The organism is Mesotoga sp. H07.pep.5.3 (assembly GCF_002752615.1).
GTDB classification, from domain to species: domain Bacteria; phylum Thermotogota; class Thermotogae; order Petrotogales; family Kosmotogaceae; genus Mesotoga; species Mesotoga prima.
The window spans coordinates 641,357-659,872 of the sequence record NZ_AYTV01000012.1; the positions used below are offsets into that span (position 1 = coordinate 641,357).

The 18,516-nt window shown below is 45.0% G+C and carries 19 protein-coding genes; 6 read left to right on the plus strand and 13 right to left on the minus strand.

The features are described 5' to 3' along the window. Positions 1-10: 10 nt before the first annotated feature. From V513_RS06820 to V513_RS06870, 11 genes are all read right to left on the minus strand, one after another. Positions 11-358, minus strand: a complete 348-nt coding sequence (locus tag V513_RS06820) for an Asp23/Gls24 family envelope stress response protein (RefSeq protein WP_006492584.1) — start codon at positions 356-358, stop codon at positions 11-13. Continuing rightward, positions 333-2,213, minus strand: a complete 1,881-nt coding sequence (dxs, locus tag V513_RS06825) for a 1-deoxy-D-xylulose-5-phosphate synthase (RefSeq protein ID WP_099772119.1) — start codon at positions 2,211-2,213, stop codon at positions 333-335. Before dxs ends, V513_RS06820 begins: the two co-directional genes overlap by 26 nt. A 3-nt stretch (positions 2,214-2,216) precedes the next feature. Then, entirely contained in the window at positions 2,217-3,038 is an 822-nt protein-coding gene (locus V513_RS06830; RefSeq protein ID WP_006492586.1) for a bifunctional 5,10-methylenetetrahydrofolate dehydrogenase/5,10-methenyltetrahydrofolate cyclohydrolase, read from the minus strand. A gap of 11 nt (positions 3,039-3,049) precedes the next feature. Continuing rightward, positions 3,050-4,717 carry a formate--tetrahydrofolate ligase gene (locus V513_RS06835; protein ID WP_099772120.1) on the minus strand — a complete coding sequence of 556 codons (1,668 nt, stop codon included), beginning with the start codon at positions 4,715-4,717 and terminating at the stop codon, positions 3,050-3,052. Between the two features lie 11 nt (positions 4,718-4,728). Next, on the minus strand, positions 4,729-5,142 hold the full coding sequence (nusB, locus tag V513_RS06840; RefSeq protein ID WP_039882997.1) for a transcription antitermination factor NusB: 414 nt from the start codon (positions 5,140-5,142) through the stop codon (positions 4,729-4,731). A 37-nt stretch (positions 5,143-5,179) separates the two neighbouring features. Next, the gene (locus tag V513_RS06845) at positions 5,180-5,641 is read right to left on the minus strand and encodes an Asp23/Gls24 family envelope stress response protein (RefSeq protein ID WP_099772121.1); all 462 of its coding nucleotides are present in this window, start codon (positions 5,639-5,641) and stop codon (positions 5,180-5,182) included. A gap of 19 nt (positions 5,642-5,660) precedes the next feature. After that, positions 5,661-6,218, minus strand: coding sequence for an elongation factor P (efp, locus tag V513_RS06850; protein ID WP_006492591.1), 558 nt, complete (start codon positions 6,216-6,218; stop codon positions 5,661-5,663). A 21-nt stretch (positions 6,219-6,239) separates the two neighbouring features. Next, entirely contained in the window at positions 6,240-7,316 is a 1,077-nt protein-coding gene (locus V513_RS06855; protein WP_099772122.1) for a M24 family metallopeptidase, read from the minus strand. 35 nt (positions 7,317-7,351) lie between these two features. After that, complete coding sequence (gene mutS / locus V513_RS06860) at positions 7,352-9,805, minus strand: DNA mismatch repair protein MutS (RefSeq protein WP_180274848.1); 2,454 nt, start codon at positions 9,803-9,805, stop codon at positions 7,352-7,354. Positions 9,806-9,873: 68 nt separating this feature from the next. Further along, entirely contained in the window at positions 9,874-10,491 is a 618-nt protein-coding gene (gene clpP, locus V513_RS06865; RefSeq protein ID WP_006492597.1) for an ATP-dependent Clp endopeptidase proteolytic subunit ClpP, read from the minus strand. An 8-nt stretch (positions 10,492-10,499) separates the two neighbouring features. Then, positions 10,500-10,739, minus strand: coding sequence for a DUF370 domain-containing protein (locus V513_RS06870; RefSeq protein WP_006492598.1), 240 nt, complete (start codon positions 10,737-10,739; stop codon positions 10,500-10,502). A 66-nt stretch (positions 10,740-10,805) separates the two neighbouring features. Between V513_RS06870 and obgE the strand changes: the two genes are divergently transcribed. The 6 genes from obgE to V513_RS06900 all read left to right on the plus strand — a co-directional run bounded on the left by obgE (position 10,806) and on the right by V513_RS06900 (position 17,019). Continuing rightward, positions 10,806-12,125 carry a GTPase ObgE gene (obgE, locus tag V513_RS06875; protein WP_099772124.1) on the plus strand — a complete coding sequence of 440 codons (1,320 nt, stop codon included), beginning with the start codon at positions 10,806-10,808 and terminating at the stop codon, positions 12,123-12,125. Further along, positions 12,109-12,681: a nicotinate (nicotinamide) nucleotide adenylyltransferase gene (nadD, locus tag V513_RS06880; protein WP_173362783.1), complete on the plus strand. Its 573-nt coding sequence runs from the start codon at positions 12,109-12,111 to the stop codon at positions 12,679-12,681. Before obgE ends, nadD begins: the two co-directional genes overlap by 17 nt. Beyond that, positions 12,674-13,612, plus strand: a complete 939-nt coding sequence (locus V513_RS06885; RefSeq protein ID WP_099772125.1) for a tRNA dihydrouridine synthase — start codon at positions 12,674-12,676, stop codon at positions 13,610-13,612. The genes nadD and V513_RS06885 overlap by 8 nt, the downstream gene beginning before the upstream one ends. Positions 13,613-13,727: 115 nt before the next feature. Further along, positions 13,728-14,774, plus strand: a complete 1,047-nt coding sequence (gene tdh / locus V513_RS06890) for an L-threonine 3-dehydrogenase (RefSeq protein ID WP_099772126.1) — start codon at positions 13,728-13,730, stop codon at positions 14,772-14,774. A gap of 23 nt (positions 14,775-14,797) precedes the next feature. Beyond that, positions 14,798-15,982, plus strand: coding sequence for a glycine C-acetyltransferase (locus tag V513_RS06895; RefSeq protein ID WP_006492608.1), 1,185 nt, complete (start codon positions 14,798-14,800; stop codon positions 15,980-15,982). A gap of 71 nt (positions 15,983-16,053) precedes the next feature. Then, positions 16,054-17,019 (plus strand): calcium/sodium antiporter, encoded by a 966-nt coding sequence (locus V513_RS06900; protein WP_257211981.1) that lies wholly within the window; start codon positions 16,054-16,056, stop codon positions 17,017-17,019. 199 nt (positions 17,020-17,218) lie between these two features. On the opposite strand, the gene V513_RS06905 is transcribed toward V513_RS06900, so the two are convergent. Beyond that, a complete protein-coding gene (locus tag V513_RS06905) occupies positions 17,219-17,551 on the minus strand; it encodes a GNAT family N-acetyltransferase (protein ID WP_099772128.1) in 333 nt (110 codons plus the stop codon). A 196-nt stretch (positions 17,552-17,747) separates the two neighbouring features. Continuing rightward, a complete protein-coding gene (locus tag V513_RS06910; RefSeq protein WP_099772129.1) occupies positions 17,748-18,491 on the minus strand; it encodes a type 1 glutamine amidotransferase in 744 nt (247 codons plus the stop codon). Positions 18,492-18,516 lie beyond the last annotated feature (25 nt).

The following is an 18,516-nucleotide window of genomic DNA, read 5'->3' on the forward strand; positions in this document are numbered from 1 at the left end:
GAGCCTCCCATCAGTCCTGCAAGCCGACAACATGAATGTTCACTTTTATATTGGTAGCTTCAGTAAGCTCCTTCAGTTTGTGAAATACGTTCTCCTGAATATTCTCTACAACCGTCGGTATTCTTACGCCATACTCAAGAATGAGATCAATATCGATTTCAAGGGTGCCATCGATTTCTTCGGTCACTTTGATACCCTTTTTCGAGTCTTCTGTCGTACCAAATAACTTTGCCAAAAAACCCGTTTGAGGGGACCCTACGTTGACCGGTCCGTAAGATTCCGATACAACCTTCTTGACTATTGAAGAAATGGCCTGAAGAGAAATATCGATCTTACCGAATTCTGTAGTTACTTGCATTCTTTTCACCTCTCAGTCTAGAGATTCTATTCTCTATTCCCTTGGCATCCAACCCCAGCTCGTTCAACACTTCTTCTCTTGTACCGTGAGAAGAAAAGGCATCATCAATTGCAATTAAATCGATTCTACCATTGTAATTATGTCTGATAGCTTCAAGTGCCACATTTGATCCGAAGCCTCCGCTCTTTATTCCTTCTTCTACTGTGATTATTGTCTCGTAATCCGAAAAGATTTGCCTTAAAGTTTCTATATCCAGCGGTTTTATTGAACGACAGTTGAAAAGGGTACATCCGTTGATGTAAGCAGCCTCTCTGCTTCTGGAAACCATAGATCCTGTAGCGAGAATTGCGATTTCATTTCCGTCAATAAGCTTTTCCCACTTAAAGATTTCTATCTTCTTCAAGCTGGACGTTATCTCATCAATGTCTGCGAGTTCTGTTTCCCTGGGGTACCTGATGGCAGTCGGGTGAGTCAACCAATTCTGGTCAAATATGGTGAATAGCATGTTGGCAAGCTCTTTCAGTGAAGCGGGAGCAAGAACACGCATATTCGGAATCATCGAAAGAAAAGAAATGTCGAAGATCCCGTTGTGAGTCGCACCGTCCTGCCCGACTATGCCGGCCCGATCAATAGTAAATAAGACGGGGAGATCTTGAAGAGCTATGTCATGAATTAGCTGGTCAAGAGCCCTCTGTAGAAAAGTCGAGTAGACAGCGAAGACGGGTTTTACACCTGCCGCAGCCATTCCACCTGCAAAAGTAGTACACAGCTGTTCGGTTATTCCAAGATCGAAAAACCTTGCCGGGTGTTTTTCTGAGAATTCGGTAAGTCCTGTCCCGTCGGGCATCGCTGCAGTGATAGCCGTTATCGAGGGATCCTTTTTTGCCAGATCGGTTAGGACCTTTCCAAAAACCTCGCTGTATGTCACTTCTCCATATTGCGAGATCTTTTCTCCATTCTCCGGATCTATTCTACTCACACTGTGAAACCTTGTAGGATTACTTTCGGCATACTCAAGACCCTTACCCTTCTTCGTAACGACGTGTACTAAGAAGGGTTCCTTAAGATTCTTAACTGCAGAGAAGACAGCTTCCATTTCTTGAAAGTCATGTCCCTTCACTGGACCAACGTAGTTCAGTCCCATATCCTCGAATAAGTTGCCTCCGAGAATAGAGGCTTTCAAGCCACTCTTGATCTTCGAAAGAAATTGCTCGAGACTGCCGAGCTTCATTGCTTCCAGTGCGTTTTTCAGATCGCCTTTCATCTCTCTGTAAACTGGATTGAGTCTCAGCTCTGCCAGAGAAGTGGAGAGACTTCCAACATTCTTTCCAATGCTCATTCCATTATCGTTGACAATCACTTTTATCTTCGATCCGATGTCTTTCATCTGATTAAGTGCTTCGAGTGCCATTCCAGAAGTCAGTGCTCCGTCTCCGGCTACAACTATTATGTTCTTTGAATTTTGGAAGATGTTCTCGGCTTGCTCCATACCTAAGGCTGCTGGTAGTGATGTGCCCACATGGCCCGCACCAAAAAAATCGTAAGGACTCTCGTTTCTACTCAGAAAGCCACTGATCCCGCCTTTCTTTCTTAGAGATTCGAAGCACCCATAACGACCGGTAAGTAGCTTGTGAGTGTATGCCTGATGCCCGGTATCCCAAATTATGATGTCCTCATCTGGGTCGAACACGCGATAAAGTGCTATCGTCAGTTCCACCGTGCCCAGATTAGAGGCTAGATGACCGGTATTCGATGATACAACTCTTGTAATCGTTTCTCTCACTTCACTTGCGAACACTTCCAGCTGTGTATAGGAGTATTCCTTAAGTCTTCTGTAGAGTGGCTGTTCATTCATTTGTTATGACTCCATTCTTTCAAGAGACTTCATATAGTGTTTGAAGAGAAGAGCCGTCGTAACACTACCCACCCCTCCGGGTACGGGGGTTATCGCAGCGGCAATCTGGCTTACCTCGTCGAAATCCACATCGCCTACTAGTCTGCCATCTACGAAGTTGATTCCCACATCTACTACAACTCCACCTGGCCTTACCATCTCTCGTTTAACGAAACCGGCTATGCCAACTGCACTGACTACTATGTCCGCGTTGAAAGTCTTCTCGGATATGTCTCTGCTTCTTGAATGGCAGACGGTTACGGTTCCGTCCACTCCTTTTTTCAGGAATAGAAGGGCCAACGGCTTTCCCACTGTGTTAGATCTTCCCACAATAGTAATGTCCCGACCCCTAATCTCGATTCCGTAGTAGTTGAGAATTTCCATTACTGCTTCAGCTGTGGGAGGGGCAAAGAACTCCTCATCGTTGATAATTCCCCCGAGGTTCGATACAGTTCTCCCTTCCAGATCCTTTTCGGGACTTAGAGCAGCTAGCACGGCCTTTTCATCAGCATTCTTCAATGGGTGCATAACCATGATCCCCGCGACGGTTTTGTCTTCATTTATTTGTAAGATTTCTTTGACAGGACTGCTGCCGCTATTTCTTACTATGACATCTATACCGAGCTTATCTCCCTGTCTGTTTATCGATTTCATGTAAGTTCTGTTGGATGAATCCGGTTCATCGCAGAACAAAACAAGGGAGGGTAGCCCTTTCTCTCTGCTCTTTAGAGCTTCCCTAATTTCTGAATAGATGCTTTCAGCAACTATCTTTCCGTCAAGTATCATAAGTCAACACCTCAAAAGAGCCCGCTTATCTTTCCGTTCGCATCGACATCAATATGCTTTGCATTAGGGTCTTTACCAAGACCGGGCATCAACATTATCTTACCGGCAACTACAACTATAAATCCCGCTCCGGCAGAAAGGTTCAGATCCCGTACCTTGAATGTGTAACCCTCGGGAGCTCCAAGTTTCTTTTCGTCATCCGAGATTGAGTACTGGGTCTTTGCAACGATTATCGGAAGGCGATCTACTCCCTGCTTCTTAAAAAGGCTCAGTTTGCTCTTCGCAGCCGGTTCGAGCTCGACTTTTCCTGCTCTATATATCTCTTTTGCGAGTTTTTCCAGTTTTTCTTCAAAGGAGAGATCCGCTGATAGTAGGGGTTTGTAATCGTTTGAGTCTTCTACTAGTTCTATGAGCTTATTTGCAAGCTCGACTCCACCGGCTCCACCTTCTGCCCAAACCCTTGACAGCTCGTAAGGAATAGAATTCATAACGCAGAGACTGTCGAACTTATCTCTCTCATTCCGAGTATCTTGCGGGAATTCATTGAGAGCAACAACCACAGGGATACCATACTTGCGAAGGTTTTCATAATGAACTTTCAAGTTATCAAATCCGAGTTCAAGAGCCTTGACATCCTCTTCCTCGATATACTTCTTAGGCGCTCCACCATTAAGTTTAAGTGCCCTTATAGACGCCACGAGTACTACCGCGCTCGGCTTGAAACCGCCTATAGGAGAAACAAAGTCAAGGAATTTCTGCGCACCTAGATCGGCTCCAAAACCAGCCTCAGTAACAACGTAGTCGGAGAGTTTAAGAGCCATCTTTGTTGCAGTCAATGAGTTCGTGCCGTGCGCGATGTTGGCAAATGGTCCTCCGTGAACAAAGGCAGGCGTGCCTTCTAGTGTCTGAACTAGATTTGGATCTAGAACATCTTTCAACAAAGTTGCCATAGCTCCTTGAACACTCAGGTCTTTTACCGTTACGAATTCTCCGTCGTAACTTCTTCCAACAACAATTCTGGACAGTCGTTCCTTGAGGTCGACAAGGTCTTTGGACAGACAGATAATTGCCATTATCTCAGATGCCGCAGTTATTACGAAACTGTCCTCTCTGGGATAACCGTTTGCAGACCCGCCCAGGCCCACGATGATTTGTCTCAAGGCTCTGTCATTCATGTCCATGGTTCTTGGCCAGTATATCTGGGTAGGATCGATTCCCAGTTCATTCTTGAAGTTAATATGCGCATCGATAACTGCAGAAAGAAGATTGTGAGCGAGTGAGATGGCGTGAAAATCGCCAGTGAAATGAAGATTTATCTCTTCCATCGGGAGCACTTGAGAATAGCCACCACCAGCCGCTCCTCCCTTGATTCCCATAATTGGCCCAACAGAGGGTTCCCTAAGAGTCACGAAGGCCCTTTTGCCGATTCTGTTGAGGGCCATAGCGAGACCAACGGAGGTGGTGGTCTTCCCTTCACCTGCACTTGTTGGACTTATGGCGGTAACCAGAACGAGTTTTCCGTCTGGTCTGTCCTGCAGCTCCTTAAGATACTGGTGGGATATCTTCGCAACATATTTTCCATAGCTTCTAAGATACTTTTCAGGGATCGATAAAGATGAAGCGATCTCATCAATCTTCCTAAGCTCCGCCTTCTGTGCTATGTCCAGATCAGTCAGCATGTACGACCTCCTTATAGATTCTTTTTCTCCGTTGATGCGCACTCTCGAGCAATTCTGTCGAGAACGCCATTTACGAACTTACCACCTTGCTCTGAACCATACTTTTTTGCGATGTCTATCGCTTCATTAAGAGTTACTTCAATTGGAATGTCAGGTTCATAAATTATCTCGTATGCTCCGAGTCTGAGGACGTTCTTATCGGTCGAGGCAAGTCTCTCAAAAGTCCAGTTCGTGAGGTGTTTTCTAATAACGCTATCTATCTCATCACGATACCTCAAAATGCTATCAAAATACTTCCTTGTCCTAAGCTTCATCTCGGTTTCCATTGAGAAGAAACTGAGCTCTCTCTCGAGATATTCAGACGAAGTCTCCATATCTTCATTGAAGTCAAACTGATAGATCGCGCTGAAAACAATCTCCCTCATTTTTCGTCTGCTTTTGTTTGGGCCTGCCGTCACCTTTTCAACCCTCTTTTTCTCTATCTTCTTCTTCTTCTACGGTAGAATCTTGTGAAGCCATTTCTTCTAACTCAGGTTTGGCTTCTACGCTTTCAAACTCCTCTTCTTCCTCGATGACAGCAGGCTTCTGGGCTTCTTCGTAAACATCTTCAATTGTAATCGACACGTCTTCAACCTTTATGCCGCTGAAGCTTTCTACGTCGTTCTTAAGTTTCTCCTGCATTTTTCTGGCGTACGAGGGTATCGAGACACCATACTTGATTTTTGTGTTTACGTTAATCTTGACGGTCTTGGTCCCATCGACCTTTTCGTCAAGATCAATGTCAACTGTCGACTTGGCTTCTTTTCTTGCTTTCCCTTCCTTTGGATCGAACTTGAGGAATTCCATGTAGGAGTGAATAGCAATATCCCGGATTACAGCCTCCGAGATTTCGATTCTTCCGAGATCGGTCTCTTCAAAATCCATCATTCTCCCTCCTTTCCACCTATGCTCTTTCGATATATTCGCCTGTTCTTGTATCTACACGAATCAGCTCTCCGTTCTCGACGAAGAATGGAACAGAAACCTTCAATCCCGTTTCGAGAACAGCCGGTTTGCCGCTTCCAGAAACTGTATCACCTTTATAGGCAGGTGCGGTATCCGTTACTTTGAGGACGACAGTGTTTGGAAGTATAACGCCTATAGGTCTATCTTCATGGAACTGAAGGTCCACTTCCTCGTTTTCCTTGATGTAGTCCAGAGCATCTCCCATCTCATCTACACCAATTGTATACTGCTCGTAGGTCTCAAGGTCCATGAAATGAAAGAGCTCATCCTCCGAGTAAAGATACTGAACATGTCTGAATGAAAGCGCAGCTTCTTCAACTTTTTCGCTTGCTTGAAACGTGAACTGCCTAACAAGACCAGTTTTCAGATTTTTCATCCTGGTCCTTATTATACCGTCCCCTCTTCCCATTGAATGTTTGTTAGCTTCTGTTACAATGTAGATCTCTTCTTCAATTATTAGGGGCATTCCCTTTCTAATCTTTCCAACTTCTATCATCTAGAAGCCACCTCCGGATCGCTAAAGAATCTTCAACTCTCTATCTAGATTAGTCAAAACATCAATTCCATTTTCACGAAAATAACAATCGTCTTCTATTCTAACCCCAAATTTTCCGGGAAGATAGATACCCGGCTCAACTGTTATGACTGCTCCCGCAGGAATAGGAGCAGAGTTCTTTGGAGACAGACCTTGACCATCGTGAGTGTCCATTCCCAGGCTGTGCCCAAGACCGTGTCCAAAGTAATCTCCGTAACCAGCCTCTTCAATTATACTTGCCGCTAACTCATGCAGGTAACTGCCAATTACGCCTGCCTTAGCGGCTCTTTTGGCTTCTGTTTGAGCCTTAAGGACTGTCTCGTAAACCTTTATCATTTCATCCGTCGCATTGCCTATACTGTAGGTTCTTGTTATGTCTGAGTTGTAACCGTCTACCCTTGCACCGTAGTCAATCAAGAGAAACTCTCCCGTTTGAAGTTTTCTCTTGGAAGGTCGCCCATGCACTATGGCGCTTCTCGGACCGCTACCTACAATAGTTTCAAAGGCCAGATAACCTCCGCGTTTTCTGATTTCATATTCGAGGGTGGCACAAATCTCTTCTTCCGTCCTTCCCGCACGAACGAAGTTGAGAGTTTCAGTTAGTGCATCTTCTGCGACTTTGACAGCGGCCTTTATCTTCTCTACTTCATCGGCAGTTTTAACCATTCTCATATCTTTGAGAACAGAGTCTGCGGGTTCCAACTCCACTCCAAGCTGAGAGAAAACCCTTTTGTATAGGCCAAAACTAATAGTCTCTTCCTCGAATCCGACGTGATTGGCTCCATCGTCGAGTAAAGCGGCCTTAATTATATCCTTAAGCTCGTCTCCGTTTTTGTAAGGAATAAGCTTGAACTTTGATTCCATTTCAACTTGAGTGAAATACCTGGAGTCGGTCACTATGTACTCACTCTTAGGTGTTATGATCAGAACTGAAAAGGAGCCCGAAAAGCCAGATAGATACCATGAACTGGAACGGTTGCTAGACTCCATGTTGTACAGCACAAAACCGTCAAGATTTCTCTCCTTAAGCTTTTCACGAAATTGCTCAATTCTCGACATGATCAACCTCCGGATTGCCAAATTCTTTGTGTGCCCTAAAACAAACTGATTTGGTTCCTGTTCATTTTCCCTTTCTTCGATTGTCTGATTTCCCTGAGATCTTCGGCGGTTAGCACTCGCACTGCTTTGTCCAATGCCGATTGTTTGGAAATTACCCTTAGAATCTCTTTAGCTCTCGAAAGGACGGTCTCGGGAACACCGGCCAGCTTCGCCACTTCTATTCCATGAGAACTATTCGCTACACCGTTGATCACCTTATGGAGAAAGATAATTCCCTTTTCCGTCTCAACTATGCGAGCTGTCTTGTTCTTTATACCAGGATACATGCTAGAGAGTTCAGTCAGTTCTGTGAAATGAGTTGCAAATATCGTGTGGCAACCAATCGCTTCATATATGAATTCTGAAACTGCCCATGCGATTGAAATCCCATCAAACGTGCTTGTGCCTCTACCAACTTCATCCAGGATTACTAGGCTATCTTCAGTGGCCTTAGATAGAATTGTTGCTGTCTCCATCATTTCAACAAGAAAAGTTGATTTGCCGCTGGCAAGTTCGTCTCTGGCGCCAATTCTGGTGAAGACCCTGTCGTAAATCGGTAGCATCGCATCTTTTGCCGGTATGAATGAACCCATTTGAGCCATTATTGAAAGCAAGGCTACTTGTCTAATGAAAGTGGACTTACCGCTCATATTTGGCCCAGTTACGATGAAGAAGTTCTCGGAGCTATCCATTGATATATCATTTGGAGTGAAATCAGGCACAAACCTCTCAACTATGGGATGTCTAGAATTCGAAATCCTTGCACTTCCGTCAGCGGAAAAGCGCGGCCGGCAGTAATTGTATTTTCTGGCAACAAGCGATAGTGATTGCAGTGCGTCGATCTCAGACAGAACTATAGCTGCATCTTTGAGCCTTTGCAACGAATTCATAAGCTGCGAGCAGACACAAAGAAAAAGTGCTTTCTCAAGAGATTGTATTTTCTCGTTTGCACTTAGTATTTTGTCTTCGAATTCCTTGAGCTCCGGAGTTATGTATCTCTCTGAATTGACCAACGTTTGCTTTCTGGTGTAGCTTTCAGGGACCTTTCCGGACTGGCTTTTTGGAACTTCGAGAAAGTATCCGAAAACCTTGTTGAATTTCACCTTCAACGAAGGGATTCCTGTAGATTTCTTTTCGCTAGTTTCAATTGCCCTAATCTTTTCAACGGAGTTATCGAGAAGATCACGGAGAGAGTCCAGCTGGGCGTCGAACCCCTTTCGGATAACATTTCCATCTCCTATGGAGGAAGAGGGTTCATCAACAATACTGCGCCGCAGCAATTCCAGCTCACTGGGAAAAAGCTCCAATCTTTCGCGTAATCTATCAAATGCTGTTTCGTTAGAAATCAACTCTTTTATGTATGGCAGAACAGTAAGAGAGGTTCTGAGAGATTGAAGGTCTCTCGGTGTTATTCTATCCGTCGAGAGGCGACTTGTTATCCTTTCGATGTCATAAACACTATGGAAGTATTCTCTCAGCTCATCGAGAAGGTGACGATCGGAATAAAGGGCTTGAACTACGTCTAGCCTTTCATCGATTTTATGCCTGTCAGTCAAGGGCGAAAGCAGCCACTGCCTCAGCCGTCTTTTTCCCATCCCTGTGGTCGTTTCATCAAGTATTTCGAAAAGAGAACCCTTTCTCTCGAGACGAAAGAGGTTGAGATTTTCAACAGTAGAAGCGTCTAGCTGCATCGAATCCGTTTTTTTGAGAATTCTTGGGAGTGAAAGATGCTTCAAGGGAGAGAAATTTATCGTTTCAAGGTACTTAAACAAAGCACCTAGAACCTCAACTTGCTTATCATCAAGTTCGAGATGGTCGATAGAGGCAATCGAATAAAACTCCTTGACATAGTTAATGCCTGAAGATAACGCAAAATGCCAATCCTCAATAAGTTCAACCATTGATGATGTAACGCCGGCGATTTCCTTCTTCAGATCTTTCAAGCTTTCTCTTAAGAGAACCTGAGAAGGTTGGCTCGCCACAATAAAGTCCTTGAGCGAAATTAGGTCCTCTGCTTCGGAAATTATGACTTCACCTGTCGATACGTCGGCCAATACGATTATGAAAAACTCTCCAGACTTGCCAATAGCGATTATGTAGTTGTTTTCGGCTTCGGGGAGCAGTTCATCTTCGACTATCGTTCCCGGCGTAACTACTCTCGTCACTTCTCTCTTAACGAGTCCTTTTGCAAGGGCTGGATCCTCTGTTTGTTCACAGATGGCAACTTTATGGCCAGCATCTACGAGCTTTTTCAAATAGCCATTGATTGAATGGTAAGGCACTCCCGCCATGGGCACGCCATTTCTCGAAGTAAGAACAATCTGCAGTTCGTTTGAAACAAGTTTTGCATCGTCTAGGAACGTCTCGTAGAAGTCTCCAAGTCTGAAAAGAACGAGACAGTCTTTGTAGTTGTTCTTGACTTCCAGATATTGCTTCATCATCGGTGTCATTTCCGCCACTTCGTTCACTCCGGACACATCAAAAGCCGGCGCTCAGCGCCGGCCGGTTGTTTTCTCTCTTATTCTTTCGTCTTTACTTTTGCCTTCTGCTCAATTACCTTATCTATCATTCCGTATTCTACTGCTTCTGTCGAACTCATGAAGAAATCTCTGTCGGCATCTTTTTCGATTTTCTTGATTGACTGCCCCGTATGCTTGGCAAGAATCTTATTGAGTTCGTCTCGGAGATAAAGAATCTCCCTTGCTCTTATCTCGATGTCTTTTGCTACACCTTCGGCACCGCCAAAGGGCTGATGAATCATCACCCTTGAATTTGGCAGTGCAAACCTCTTTCCTTTCGTTCCACCGGCCAGAAGGATCGCACCCATAGAGGCAGCCATCCCGATACAGATTGTCGAAATATCAGGTTTAATATACTGCATCGTATCATAAATTGCCAGCCCAGAAGTAATAGAACCACCGGGGCTGTTTATGTAGAGATTGATATCCTTCTCAGGGTCCTGGGATTCCAGGAAGAGCAGCTGAGCAACTACAATATTGGATACTTCATCATCAATCGGCCAGCCAAGAAAGACTATTCTTTCAGAAAGCAGTTTTGTGTAGATATCAAAAATCCTCTCTCCCCTGCCCCTGTCTTCAACTACGTAAGGGACGAAAGGCGCCATGTTTATGCCCATAATGCCTCCTAATTTCTGAAGAGTTTTTCTATAATTCTCTTTGGTGGAAGAAAGGAGAAGATGACATGACCACTGTTTGTTATCAGTATGGCCTTTGTTCTCTTACCAAAGGTTAGGTTAACTATCTTTCCAGTTTCCATACCTAGCTGTTTGAGCCTTCGAACGGCCGAGCTTTCTACAGGGAGCACAGCAAGAATCCTATCCTTTACCACAAAAGACTCGAAACCGACGTTCACAACACGATCCACTTCTACTTTCCCCCTTCCAATATCAATGTTATTATAACATAATGGAGATACGGCGGAGGTGTCCCAATGCTAGCTAACGATCAGGAAAGCCTCGTTGATACGGGGCGAATTTATGTTAAAGCGGGAGATGGCGGTAACGGATCTGTCTCCTTTAGGAGAGAGAAATACATTCCCTATGGTGGTCCCGACGGTGGAGACGGAGGAAGAGGTGGCCATGTCTTCTTGAGAGCCAGCAATTCAATAAACACACTTTACGGCTTCAAGCACAAGAAGAGATTCCTCGCACAGAGTGGTGAGAGTGGTCAGGGTTCAAATATGGCCGGGAAGAAGGGGAAAGATCTGGTTATTAGAGTACCGGTAGGGACTATTGCGTATAATGCTGATTCTGGAGAGATCATAGCAGATCTTTGCAACCCTGGGCAGACGATCGTGATAGCTAGAGGAGGAAAAGGCGGTAGGGGAAATGCAAGATTTGTCTCTTCGACAAATCAGGCCCCTAAAGCTGCTGAAAATGGCGAGCCCGGAGAGGAGCTCTTCGTCAAACTGGAACTTAAAATTCTTGCCGATGTCGCGCTTGTTGGATTTCCAAACGTGGGCAAGTCGACTCTCATCTCCACGATTTCCAATGCAAGACCTAAAATTGCCAATTATCATTTCACTACGCTTTCCCCTAATCTTGGTGTTGTAATGGTGAGCGACTCGCAGGGATATATTGTGGCGGATGTTCCCGGGTTAATCAAAGGAGCTCACGAGGGCATTGGACTTGGGCATACATTCCTTAGGCACATCGAAAGGTGCAAAACAATCGTTCATCTTCTGGATATCTCAGAGAGTGAAGAAAGAGACTTCATTCAGGATTACATAGATATCCGTTACGAGCTCGAATTCTATAAGAGGGAGCTTGCTGATAAGCCTGAGATTGTAGTTGCAAACAAATGCGATCTCATTACACAAGCAGAGAGGCAGAAGAGGCTTCAACTATTCAAAGAAAGCACCGGCAAAGAAATAATTCCTGTTTCTGCCGCTACTCATGAGGGTACTCAGGCTTTGAAAGAAGTGATATGGAGAACGATTGAAGGAGACAGTTCATACCTATCGTCAATGAAAGGGGATGAAGATACCCCTCTACCGCAGGTCGAGCCAGTCGTCCTCACGGCACCCTACCCCGAGGATTTCAGAGTGGAGAAGGACTCTTCTGGAAGGTATGTGGTTCTGGGGCCGGCAGTCGATTTCTACGTGAGAAAGATCCGGGCGTTCAAGTATAGGGATCGTTTTATTATGGATAAATTGGAAAAAGGAGGATTGTCTTCAAAACTTAGAGACGCAGGAATCATGGAAGGAGATACTGTCGTAATAGATGATAGAGAGTATGTGTTCAGGGAATAGGATTGGGATCTTTGGGGGTTCTTTCGATCCAGTGCACAATGGACACATCATTGTTGCAATACTAGCCATAGAACAGCTGGAGCTTGAAAGGCTGTATGTAACTCCTGCTTACATACCTCCTCATAAGGTATCTTCAACGATTGCCCCTTACGAAAAGAGAATGAAGTGGCTTGAAATAGCGTTTGAAGGTGTTGAATGCGCCCACGTTTCGGACTACGAAAGAGATCGAGGCGGGGTCTCGTATTCTCTTTTCACAGTTAGGCATTTCTCTAGAGTTCACAACTGCAAACCCTTTCTAGTTATTGGCGAGGATAGCCTTGCTTCGCTTGACAGCTGGTATGAATACGAATCACTACTTCGCGAAGCAACGATCGCTGTTTACCCCAGAAATTCGATAGAGGTAGAAACTGCTTTGAAAGCAGAAATAGTTTGGTTAGATGCTCCGCGTTTTGAAATATCATCCACTGAAATCAGGAGAAGACTTTCAGAAGGTAAGTCTGTTAGGGGAATGGTTCCCGATTCAATACTTGACGAGGTAGAGGACTTCTATGGATAAACAGATTGGGCTTTCTCCCATGGCCGGTTACACTGATGCCGTTATGAGAGAGCTTTCAGCTGAATGGGGAGCGGATTTTGTCTTCAGCGAGATGATTAGTGTAGAAGGTGTGCTTAGGGCGTCGGGAAGAACAGAGGAGATCGTTCCGGTAACTCCAACGCGAATTCAACTATTCGGCTCGAGCGCTTCTAGAATGGCTAAGGCAGCGATGAGGCTTTCGGAAGTTGCAACCTGGATAGATATAAACGCAGGGTGTCCGGTAAAGAAGGTTACACGAAAAGGCGCCGGAAGCGCCCTATTAAGAACGCCCGAGAAAATTGCGGAAATGATCACCGCTCTAAAGAACACCGTTAAAGTACCCGTCTCCGTTAAGATCAGACTGGGCTATGACTGCATCGAGAGTGAAAAGATAATCTATCCGATTATGAAGGCAAAGCCGGAGGCGGTTTTTGTCCATGGAAGGACCGTAGCTCAAGCTTATTCGGGAACTTCTAACTGGGAGGAGATCGACAGGATAGCTCGTTTACTTCATGGAGAAGGCATACTCTCTTACGGTTCGGGAGACATGTTCAGCCCTGAGGCGATTGTGAACGCGTTAAGACGCTACTCTGTTGATGGCGTAGTTATTGCAAGGGGTGCTATCGGCAATCCCTGGATTTTCAGACAGAGTAAGGATCTCATACAGAAGGGCTTTTATGAAGACCCTGGTCTATCAGAGAGACTCGGTTACTTTTCGACGCATCTTGAGTTGCTTGGAAAGATAGTTGGTGAAGAACAGGCAATTAGAGAGCTTCGAAAGTCATTCGCCGGATATACGAGAAATATGCGCAACGGAGCTAGACTAAGAACAGAATACATGAAATGTAGTTCGATGGAAGATGTACGAGATTTTCTCACAGTCTACGGGAACGTTAACAGCAGTATAAGATAATTATGGCCTTTCCAGCACTTCCATTTGCTCATAGACGCCTCAGAATCAACTTCAAAAAGGCAGAAAGCTATTCTAGACTGGTTATAACGAATGTTGTGTCAAGGAGGGAATTTGATTGGAATCAGAAACTATGATTGCAATAGTTAAGGAAAGACCCGCGCCGGGATTGACTCTAAAAAGAGTTCCTGTTCCAAGGGAGCTTGGTCCTCATGATGTACTGGTGAAAGTGAAGAGAGCGTCGATATGTGGCACAGATGTTCACATCTATAACTGGGATGCGTGGTCACAGGAGAGGATTCGTCCACCTCAGATTGATGGCCACGAATTCACTGGAGAGGTTGTAAGCATCGGTGGAGATGTTTCCTCCGTTAAAGTGGGAGATTCAGTTGTATCCGAAACACACATACCGTGCCAGAAGTGTCTTCAGTGTAGAACCGGTAAGATGCACATTTGTAAGAATATGCAAATTCTCGGAGTTCACAGAGACGGAGTGTTTGCAGAGTATGTGAGAGTTCCCGAAGTTGTCTTGTGGAAGGTTGACCCTTCTATACCTCTGGAATATGCTTCGATTATGGAGCCTTTTGGAAATGCAATTCATACGGCACTTGTAACTGATCTTACAGGAAAGAATGTGTTGATCACCGGTGCTGGGCCGATTGGTGCGATGGCAGTTGCGGTAGCAAAGGTATCTGGCGCCGCTCAGGTGATTGTGTCTGAGATAAAGGAATTCAGAAAGGAACTCGCAAGGAAGATGGGCGCCGATGTAATAATCGATCCAACTAAAGAAGATCTAACAAAGAAGGTCAAGGCAATGACAGAAGATAATGGGGCCGATGTTCTGCTGGAAATGTCGGGAAACACTACTGCCTTTAAGCAAGGTTTGGATAGTCTCACCAATGGAGCTGTCGTCTCTCTTCTAGGGGTCTTTCCCGGTGAACTTTCGTTCGACATAAACGATCTGTTTACCTTCAAGGGACTGACAATGTACGGGATTACAGGAAGAAAGATGTTTGAGACCTGGCAAGTGGCCACTCAGCTTCTAAAGAACAAGAGGATTGATCTTTCTCCAGTTGTTACGCACATCCTTCCTGCGGAGAAATTCGAAGAGGGATTTGATGTCATGATTAGAGGAGTTTCCGGAAAAGTCATTCTCGAATTTTGATCTGACATTTCGGAGGTGTTTTGATGTTTGATTTTGATGTTCTTAAGAAGGAAATGGAGGAACTTGAAGAAAAGGGTTTGCTCGTAAAAATAAGAACGCTTGAATCGGCTCAGGGGGCATGGTTGAACATTGAAGGCAAGAAGGTGCTAAACATGTGCTCTAATAACTATCTAGGTCTTTGCTTTGATGAAGAGCTTAAAGAAGCTGCTATAGACGGAATAAGAAAGTGGGGAGTTGGACCGGGTGCAGTTAGGTCTATTGCCGGGACACTTGAATTACACAATGAGCTTGAGACTGAACTTGCCAGATTCAAAAAAGTTGAATCAACTCTAGTCGTTCAGTCGGGCTTCAATGCAAACCAGTCCGTCATTCCTCCGATCGTTTCTGAAGAGGATGCGATTCTCTCCGATGAACTCAACCATGCAAGCATTATTGACGGAGTCAGGCTGACAAAAGCGATGAGATATGTCTGGAAGCACAAGGATGTGGATGATCTTGAGGCTCAGCTTCAGAAGGCTGAAACCGATGGAGCAAGGAGAAAACTGGTGATAACCGATGGTGTTTTCTCTATGGACGGTGATCTTGCGCCGCTTCCACAGATTGTTGAAAAGACTAACAAGTACGGAGCAATTCTAATGGTTGACGATGCCCACGGCGAAGGAGTTCTTGGAAGTCATGGAAGAGGAATTGTCGATCATTATGGTTTGCACGGAAGTGTAGACATTGAAGTTGGAACACTTTCCAAAGCCTTCGGAATAGTTGGAGGATTTGTCGCTGGGAAGAGAGTTCTCATTGACTATCTCAAGCAAAAGGCCCGTCCATTTCTCTTCAGTTCATCACTTTCACCGGCCGAAACGGCAGCGGCGATAGCCGCGGTAAGGAAGCTCTCCTCTTCCGATGAACTGGTTAAGACCCTCTGGAGCAACTCCGATTACTTTAAAGAGCAACTGAAGGCACTTGGCTTTGATACTGGCCACTCGGAGACCCCGATTACTCCTGTGATGCTCTATGATGCAAAGCTTTCTGCGGCTTTTTCAAAGAGACTCTTTGAAGAGGGGATTTTCGCAAGCTCAATTGGATTTCCGACCGTTCCCAAGGGAAAGGCCAGAATAAGAGTTATGATAAGCGCTTCTCACTCGAGGAAGGATCTGGACTTTGCGGTCTCCAAGTTCGAACTGATCGGTAAGGAACTTGGCGTTATAAAGTAAAAACACGGCTTTAACTTCAATTGAATATAATCTTGTTGTTGCAGCGGCAATGGCCGCTGCTTTTTGTGGAGGTGAAGCGCTTGTTAGTTTCGTTGCTGATGCTGGCCGCTGGATTTGCTTTGCTAATAAAGGGTGCCGATTATTTGATTGAGGGTTCCGTCGCTATAGCTAAAAACCTGGGAATCTCGGAATTGCTCATAGGACTTACGATAGTAGCTATTGGGACTTCGGCGCCTGAGCTCGCAGTGAGTGTGCAAGCAGCTTTCAAAGGTTCTGACATTGCTCTGGGAAACGTGTTGGGATCAAATATCGCGAACATTGGTCTTATCCTGGGAATTACAGCCATTCTAACGCCCCTGGGAGTGAACAAAACTACTATGAGTTATGAAATCCCCTTCGTCATAATAATCACTATCGCCAGCAGCGCTTTGATTCTAGGAAACAATGGGCTTCATCGAAGCGATGGCATTGTGTTGATTACTTTCTTCTTGATATACATGATGTATGTTTTTACCATGGCGAAGAGAGACAGGAGCATTACAGACATTGTGAAGGTGGAGGGAAAGAGAGATGTCGAGATTCTCGAAAAGAGTCCTGTGCTTGCCTGGGTAGCCACAATCGGAGGGACCGCAGCCGTCATTCTCGGAGGAAATTTCGTGGTCGACGGAGGTTCTTCGATTGCACAGATATTCGGCGTGAGCGACATGCTTATAGGGACAACTATTGTCGCGATCGGAACTTCTCTTCCGGAGTTAGTGACCACAATTTCGGCAGGAAGAAAAAATCGCAGCGATCTTGCCATAGGCAACGTGGTAGGGTCGAACATCTTCAATCTACTCCTGGTTCTAGGGATTTCGGCCACCATCTCGCCTATCACGGCACAGAGATCGCTTGCCGCGGAAATAATCTTTGCATTGCTTCTCGCGATAGTTCTGCCCTTACTTCTGCTTAGAAAGAAGAAGTTGGATAGGACAAGGGGGGCTCTACTCCTGATAATCTACGCCTCCTTCTTAGTTTCAAGCATATTTAGAGGTTGACAATTCTGGCTCAATAGAATCAAAGCAATTTTCTGTTTGTGAACTGATCTAAAGATGTCTTTTTGCAGACTGGCGGATGTTGAGAACAGAGACTTTCTGAATGCCTGCGTTCAACCTAGAGAAGATAGTGAAACTCGAGACGGACCTTGTGTCTTTCGATAACTGTGTTCGAATAACAGGCCGTATCGAATCCAGCTAGTTAAAATCCGTAATTAAGGGACAAAGAGATTGCGGGATAGTTGGAGCTCTGTGTTTCAACAACGAGACGTCTCACTATAACATTAGTTGTATAATTTCTTGCTGTACCCATTAGCTTACTTCCTAGTCCCCTTCTTCGGTACTTCTTCCAGACTAGAATATCCCAAACCCGAAAAGAGTCATTCCATTCCCTTTCAGCGAGGATCAGACCGATTTTACTCTCGAATGCACCCCATGCTACAGGTTTCTGCTCGACCGGTTCTAACAAGATATATTCTGCATCTTTACTTAACTGAACAGGAGATTCTTTTAGAGGTACTTCGATGTATAGCAATCATCTTTCCGTATCATTTTAAGATCGCAGAATTTATCGCATGTATAGGAGTATCTGACTTTTCTGTCCAAAAGCGATTCTTTACTGAGCTCGATCATTTCCATCTTCTTCACCATGCGCAACACCGGGTGTTCTCACTGAAATAGCAGAACTTGAAGCTCAGGTTTAATGGATCTATCATCAAGAAGTTTACTGATCAGTAAGGGAAGACCTTGCGCCCGTCTTTGGGCAGAGGCGGATCACTCATCGTGACGCCAGCAATCTTCGCGAAGTTCATTATTAGTTTCCAACCAGGAGGGTTGCTCAGAAATCGCCCCTGTGTTTCCGGGTGAAACTGAACCCCATAAATTGGTTTGTCCTTATGCTTCATCATTTGTATAGGGGTAACATTCCCTTTTGCAAAGATTTCGAATTCCTCTGGTAAAGACGCCACCGCATAGGCATGGTTCTCCCAAACAAGAAGTCCATCCTCGAATCCGTCAAATATCTCGTCCTGTTTTACAAAGGTGATTTCATGCCAACGTCGCTCCTCACTGTAATACAGAACGGAACCAAATACTCTCGAAATTATCTGATGTCCAAGACATATTCCCAGAATGGGGACTTCCCCTCTAAGGATCATCTCTCCACCCTGGTAGATTCTGTTGTTCCAGTCTATGTAGTTTCGCATCGAATCGCCGCCTGCAATTATCACTGCGGAGTACAGATTTTCATCTTGCGGGAGTTCATCATTGAAAATATTGTAAATCCTGTATTCTATGCCCTGTTCAGCAAGTGAACGTTCAATGGGTGAGAGCTTTGTTTCGTACGCCGGGTCATTCAGGAAGAGAGCAACAGGTCCACAGTTTTCAGAAGCAGAAACAAAACTTGCCGGGAAGCAAATCGCTAGTAGAATCATGATTGTCGCGCTAACCTTCAGAATTACCGTTTTTTCTTTCATTGACTCTTGACACCTCATACAGCGA

What these genes read in the sequence shown, in the direction of transcription:
- efp (WP_006492591.1), bottom strand. Translation starts at nt 6,218, where the DNA reads ATGATAGAAGTTGGAAAGATTAGAAAGGGAATGCCCCTAATAATTGAA.
- obgE (WP_099772124.1), top strand. Translation starts at nt 10,806, where the DNA reads ATGCTAGCTAACGATCAGGAAAGCCTCGTTGATACGGGGCGAATTTAT.
- V513_RS06845 (WP_099772121.1), bottom strand. Translation starts at nt 5,641, where the DNA reads ATGGATTTTGAAGAGACCGATCTCGGAAGAATCGAAATCTCGGAGGCT.
- V513_RS06835 (WP_099772120.1), bottom strand. Translation starts at nt 4,717, where the DNA reads ATGCTGACTGATCTGGACATAGCACAGAAGGCGGAGCTTAGGAAGATT.
- V513_RS06820 (WP_006492584.1), bottom strand. Translation starts at nt 358, where the DNA reads ATGCAAGTAACTACAGAATTCGGTAAGATCGATATTTCTCTTCAGGCC.
- nusB (WP_039882997.1), bottom strand. Translation starts at nt 5,142, where the DNA reads ATGAGGGAGATTGTTTTCAGCGCGATCTATCAGTTTGACTTCAATGAA.
- V513_RS06855 (WP_099772122.1), bottom strand. Translation starts at nt 7,316, where the DNA reads ATGTCGAGAATTGAGCAATTTCGTGAAAAGCTTAAGGAGAGAAATCTT.
- mutS (WP_180274848.1), bottom strand. Translation starts at nt 9,805, where the DNA reads ATGACACCGATGATGAAGCAATATCTGGAAGTCAAGAACAACTACAAA.
- nadD (WP_173362783.1), top strand. Translation starts at nt 12,109, where the DNA reads ATGTGTTCAGGGAATAGGATTGGGATCTTTGGGGGTTCTTTCGATCCA.
- V513_RS06830 (WP_006492586.1), bottom strand. Translation starts at nt 3,038, where the DNA reads ATGATACTTGACGGAAAGATAGTTGCTGAAAGCATCTATTCAGAAATT.
- V513_RS06895 (WP_006492608.1), top strand. Translation starts at nt 14,798, where the DNA reads ATGTTTGATTTTGATGTTCTTAAGAAGGAAATGGAGGAACTTGAAGAA.
- V513_RS06885 (WP_099772125.1), top strand. Translation starts at nt 12,674, where the DNA reads ATGGATAAACAGATTGGGCTTTCTCCCATGGCCGGTTACACTGATGCC.
- dxs (WP_099772119.1), bottom strand. Translation starts at nt 2,213, where the DNA reads ATGAATGAACAGCCACTCTACAGAAGACTTAAGGAATACTCCTATACA.
- V513_RS06910 (WP_099772129.1), bottom strand. Translation starts at nt 18,491, where the DNA reads ATGAAAGAAAAAACGGTAATTCTGAAGGTTAGCGCGACAATCATGATT.
- clpP (WP_006492597.1), bottom strand. Translation starts at nt 10,491, where the DNA reads ATGGGCATAAACATGGCGCCTTTCGTCCCTTACGTAGTTGAAGACAGG.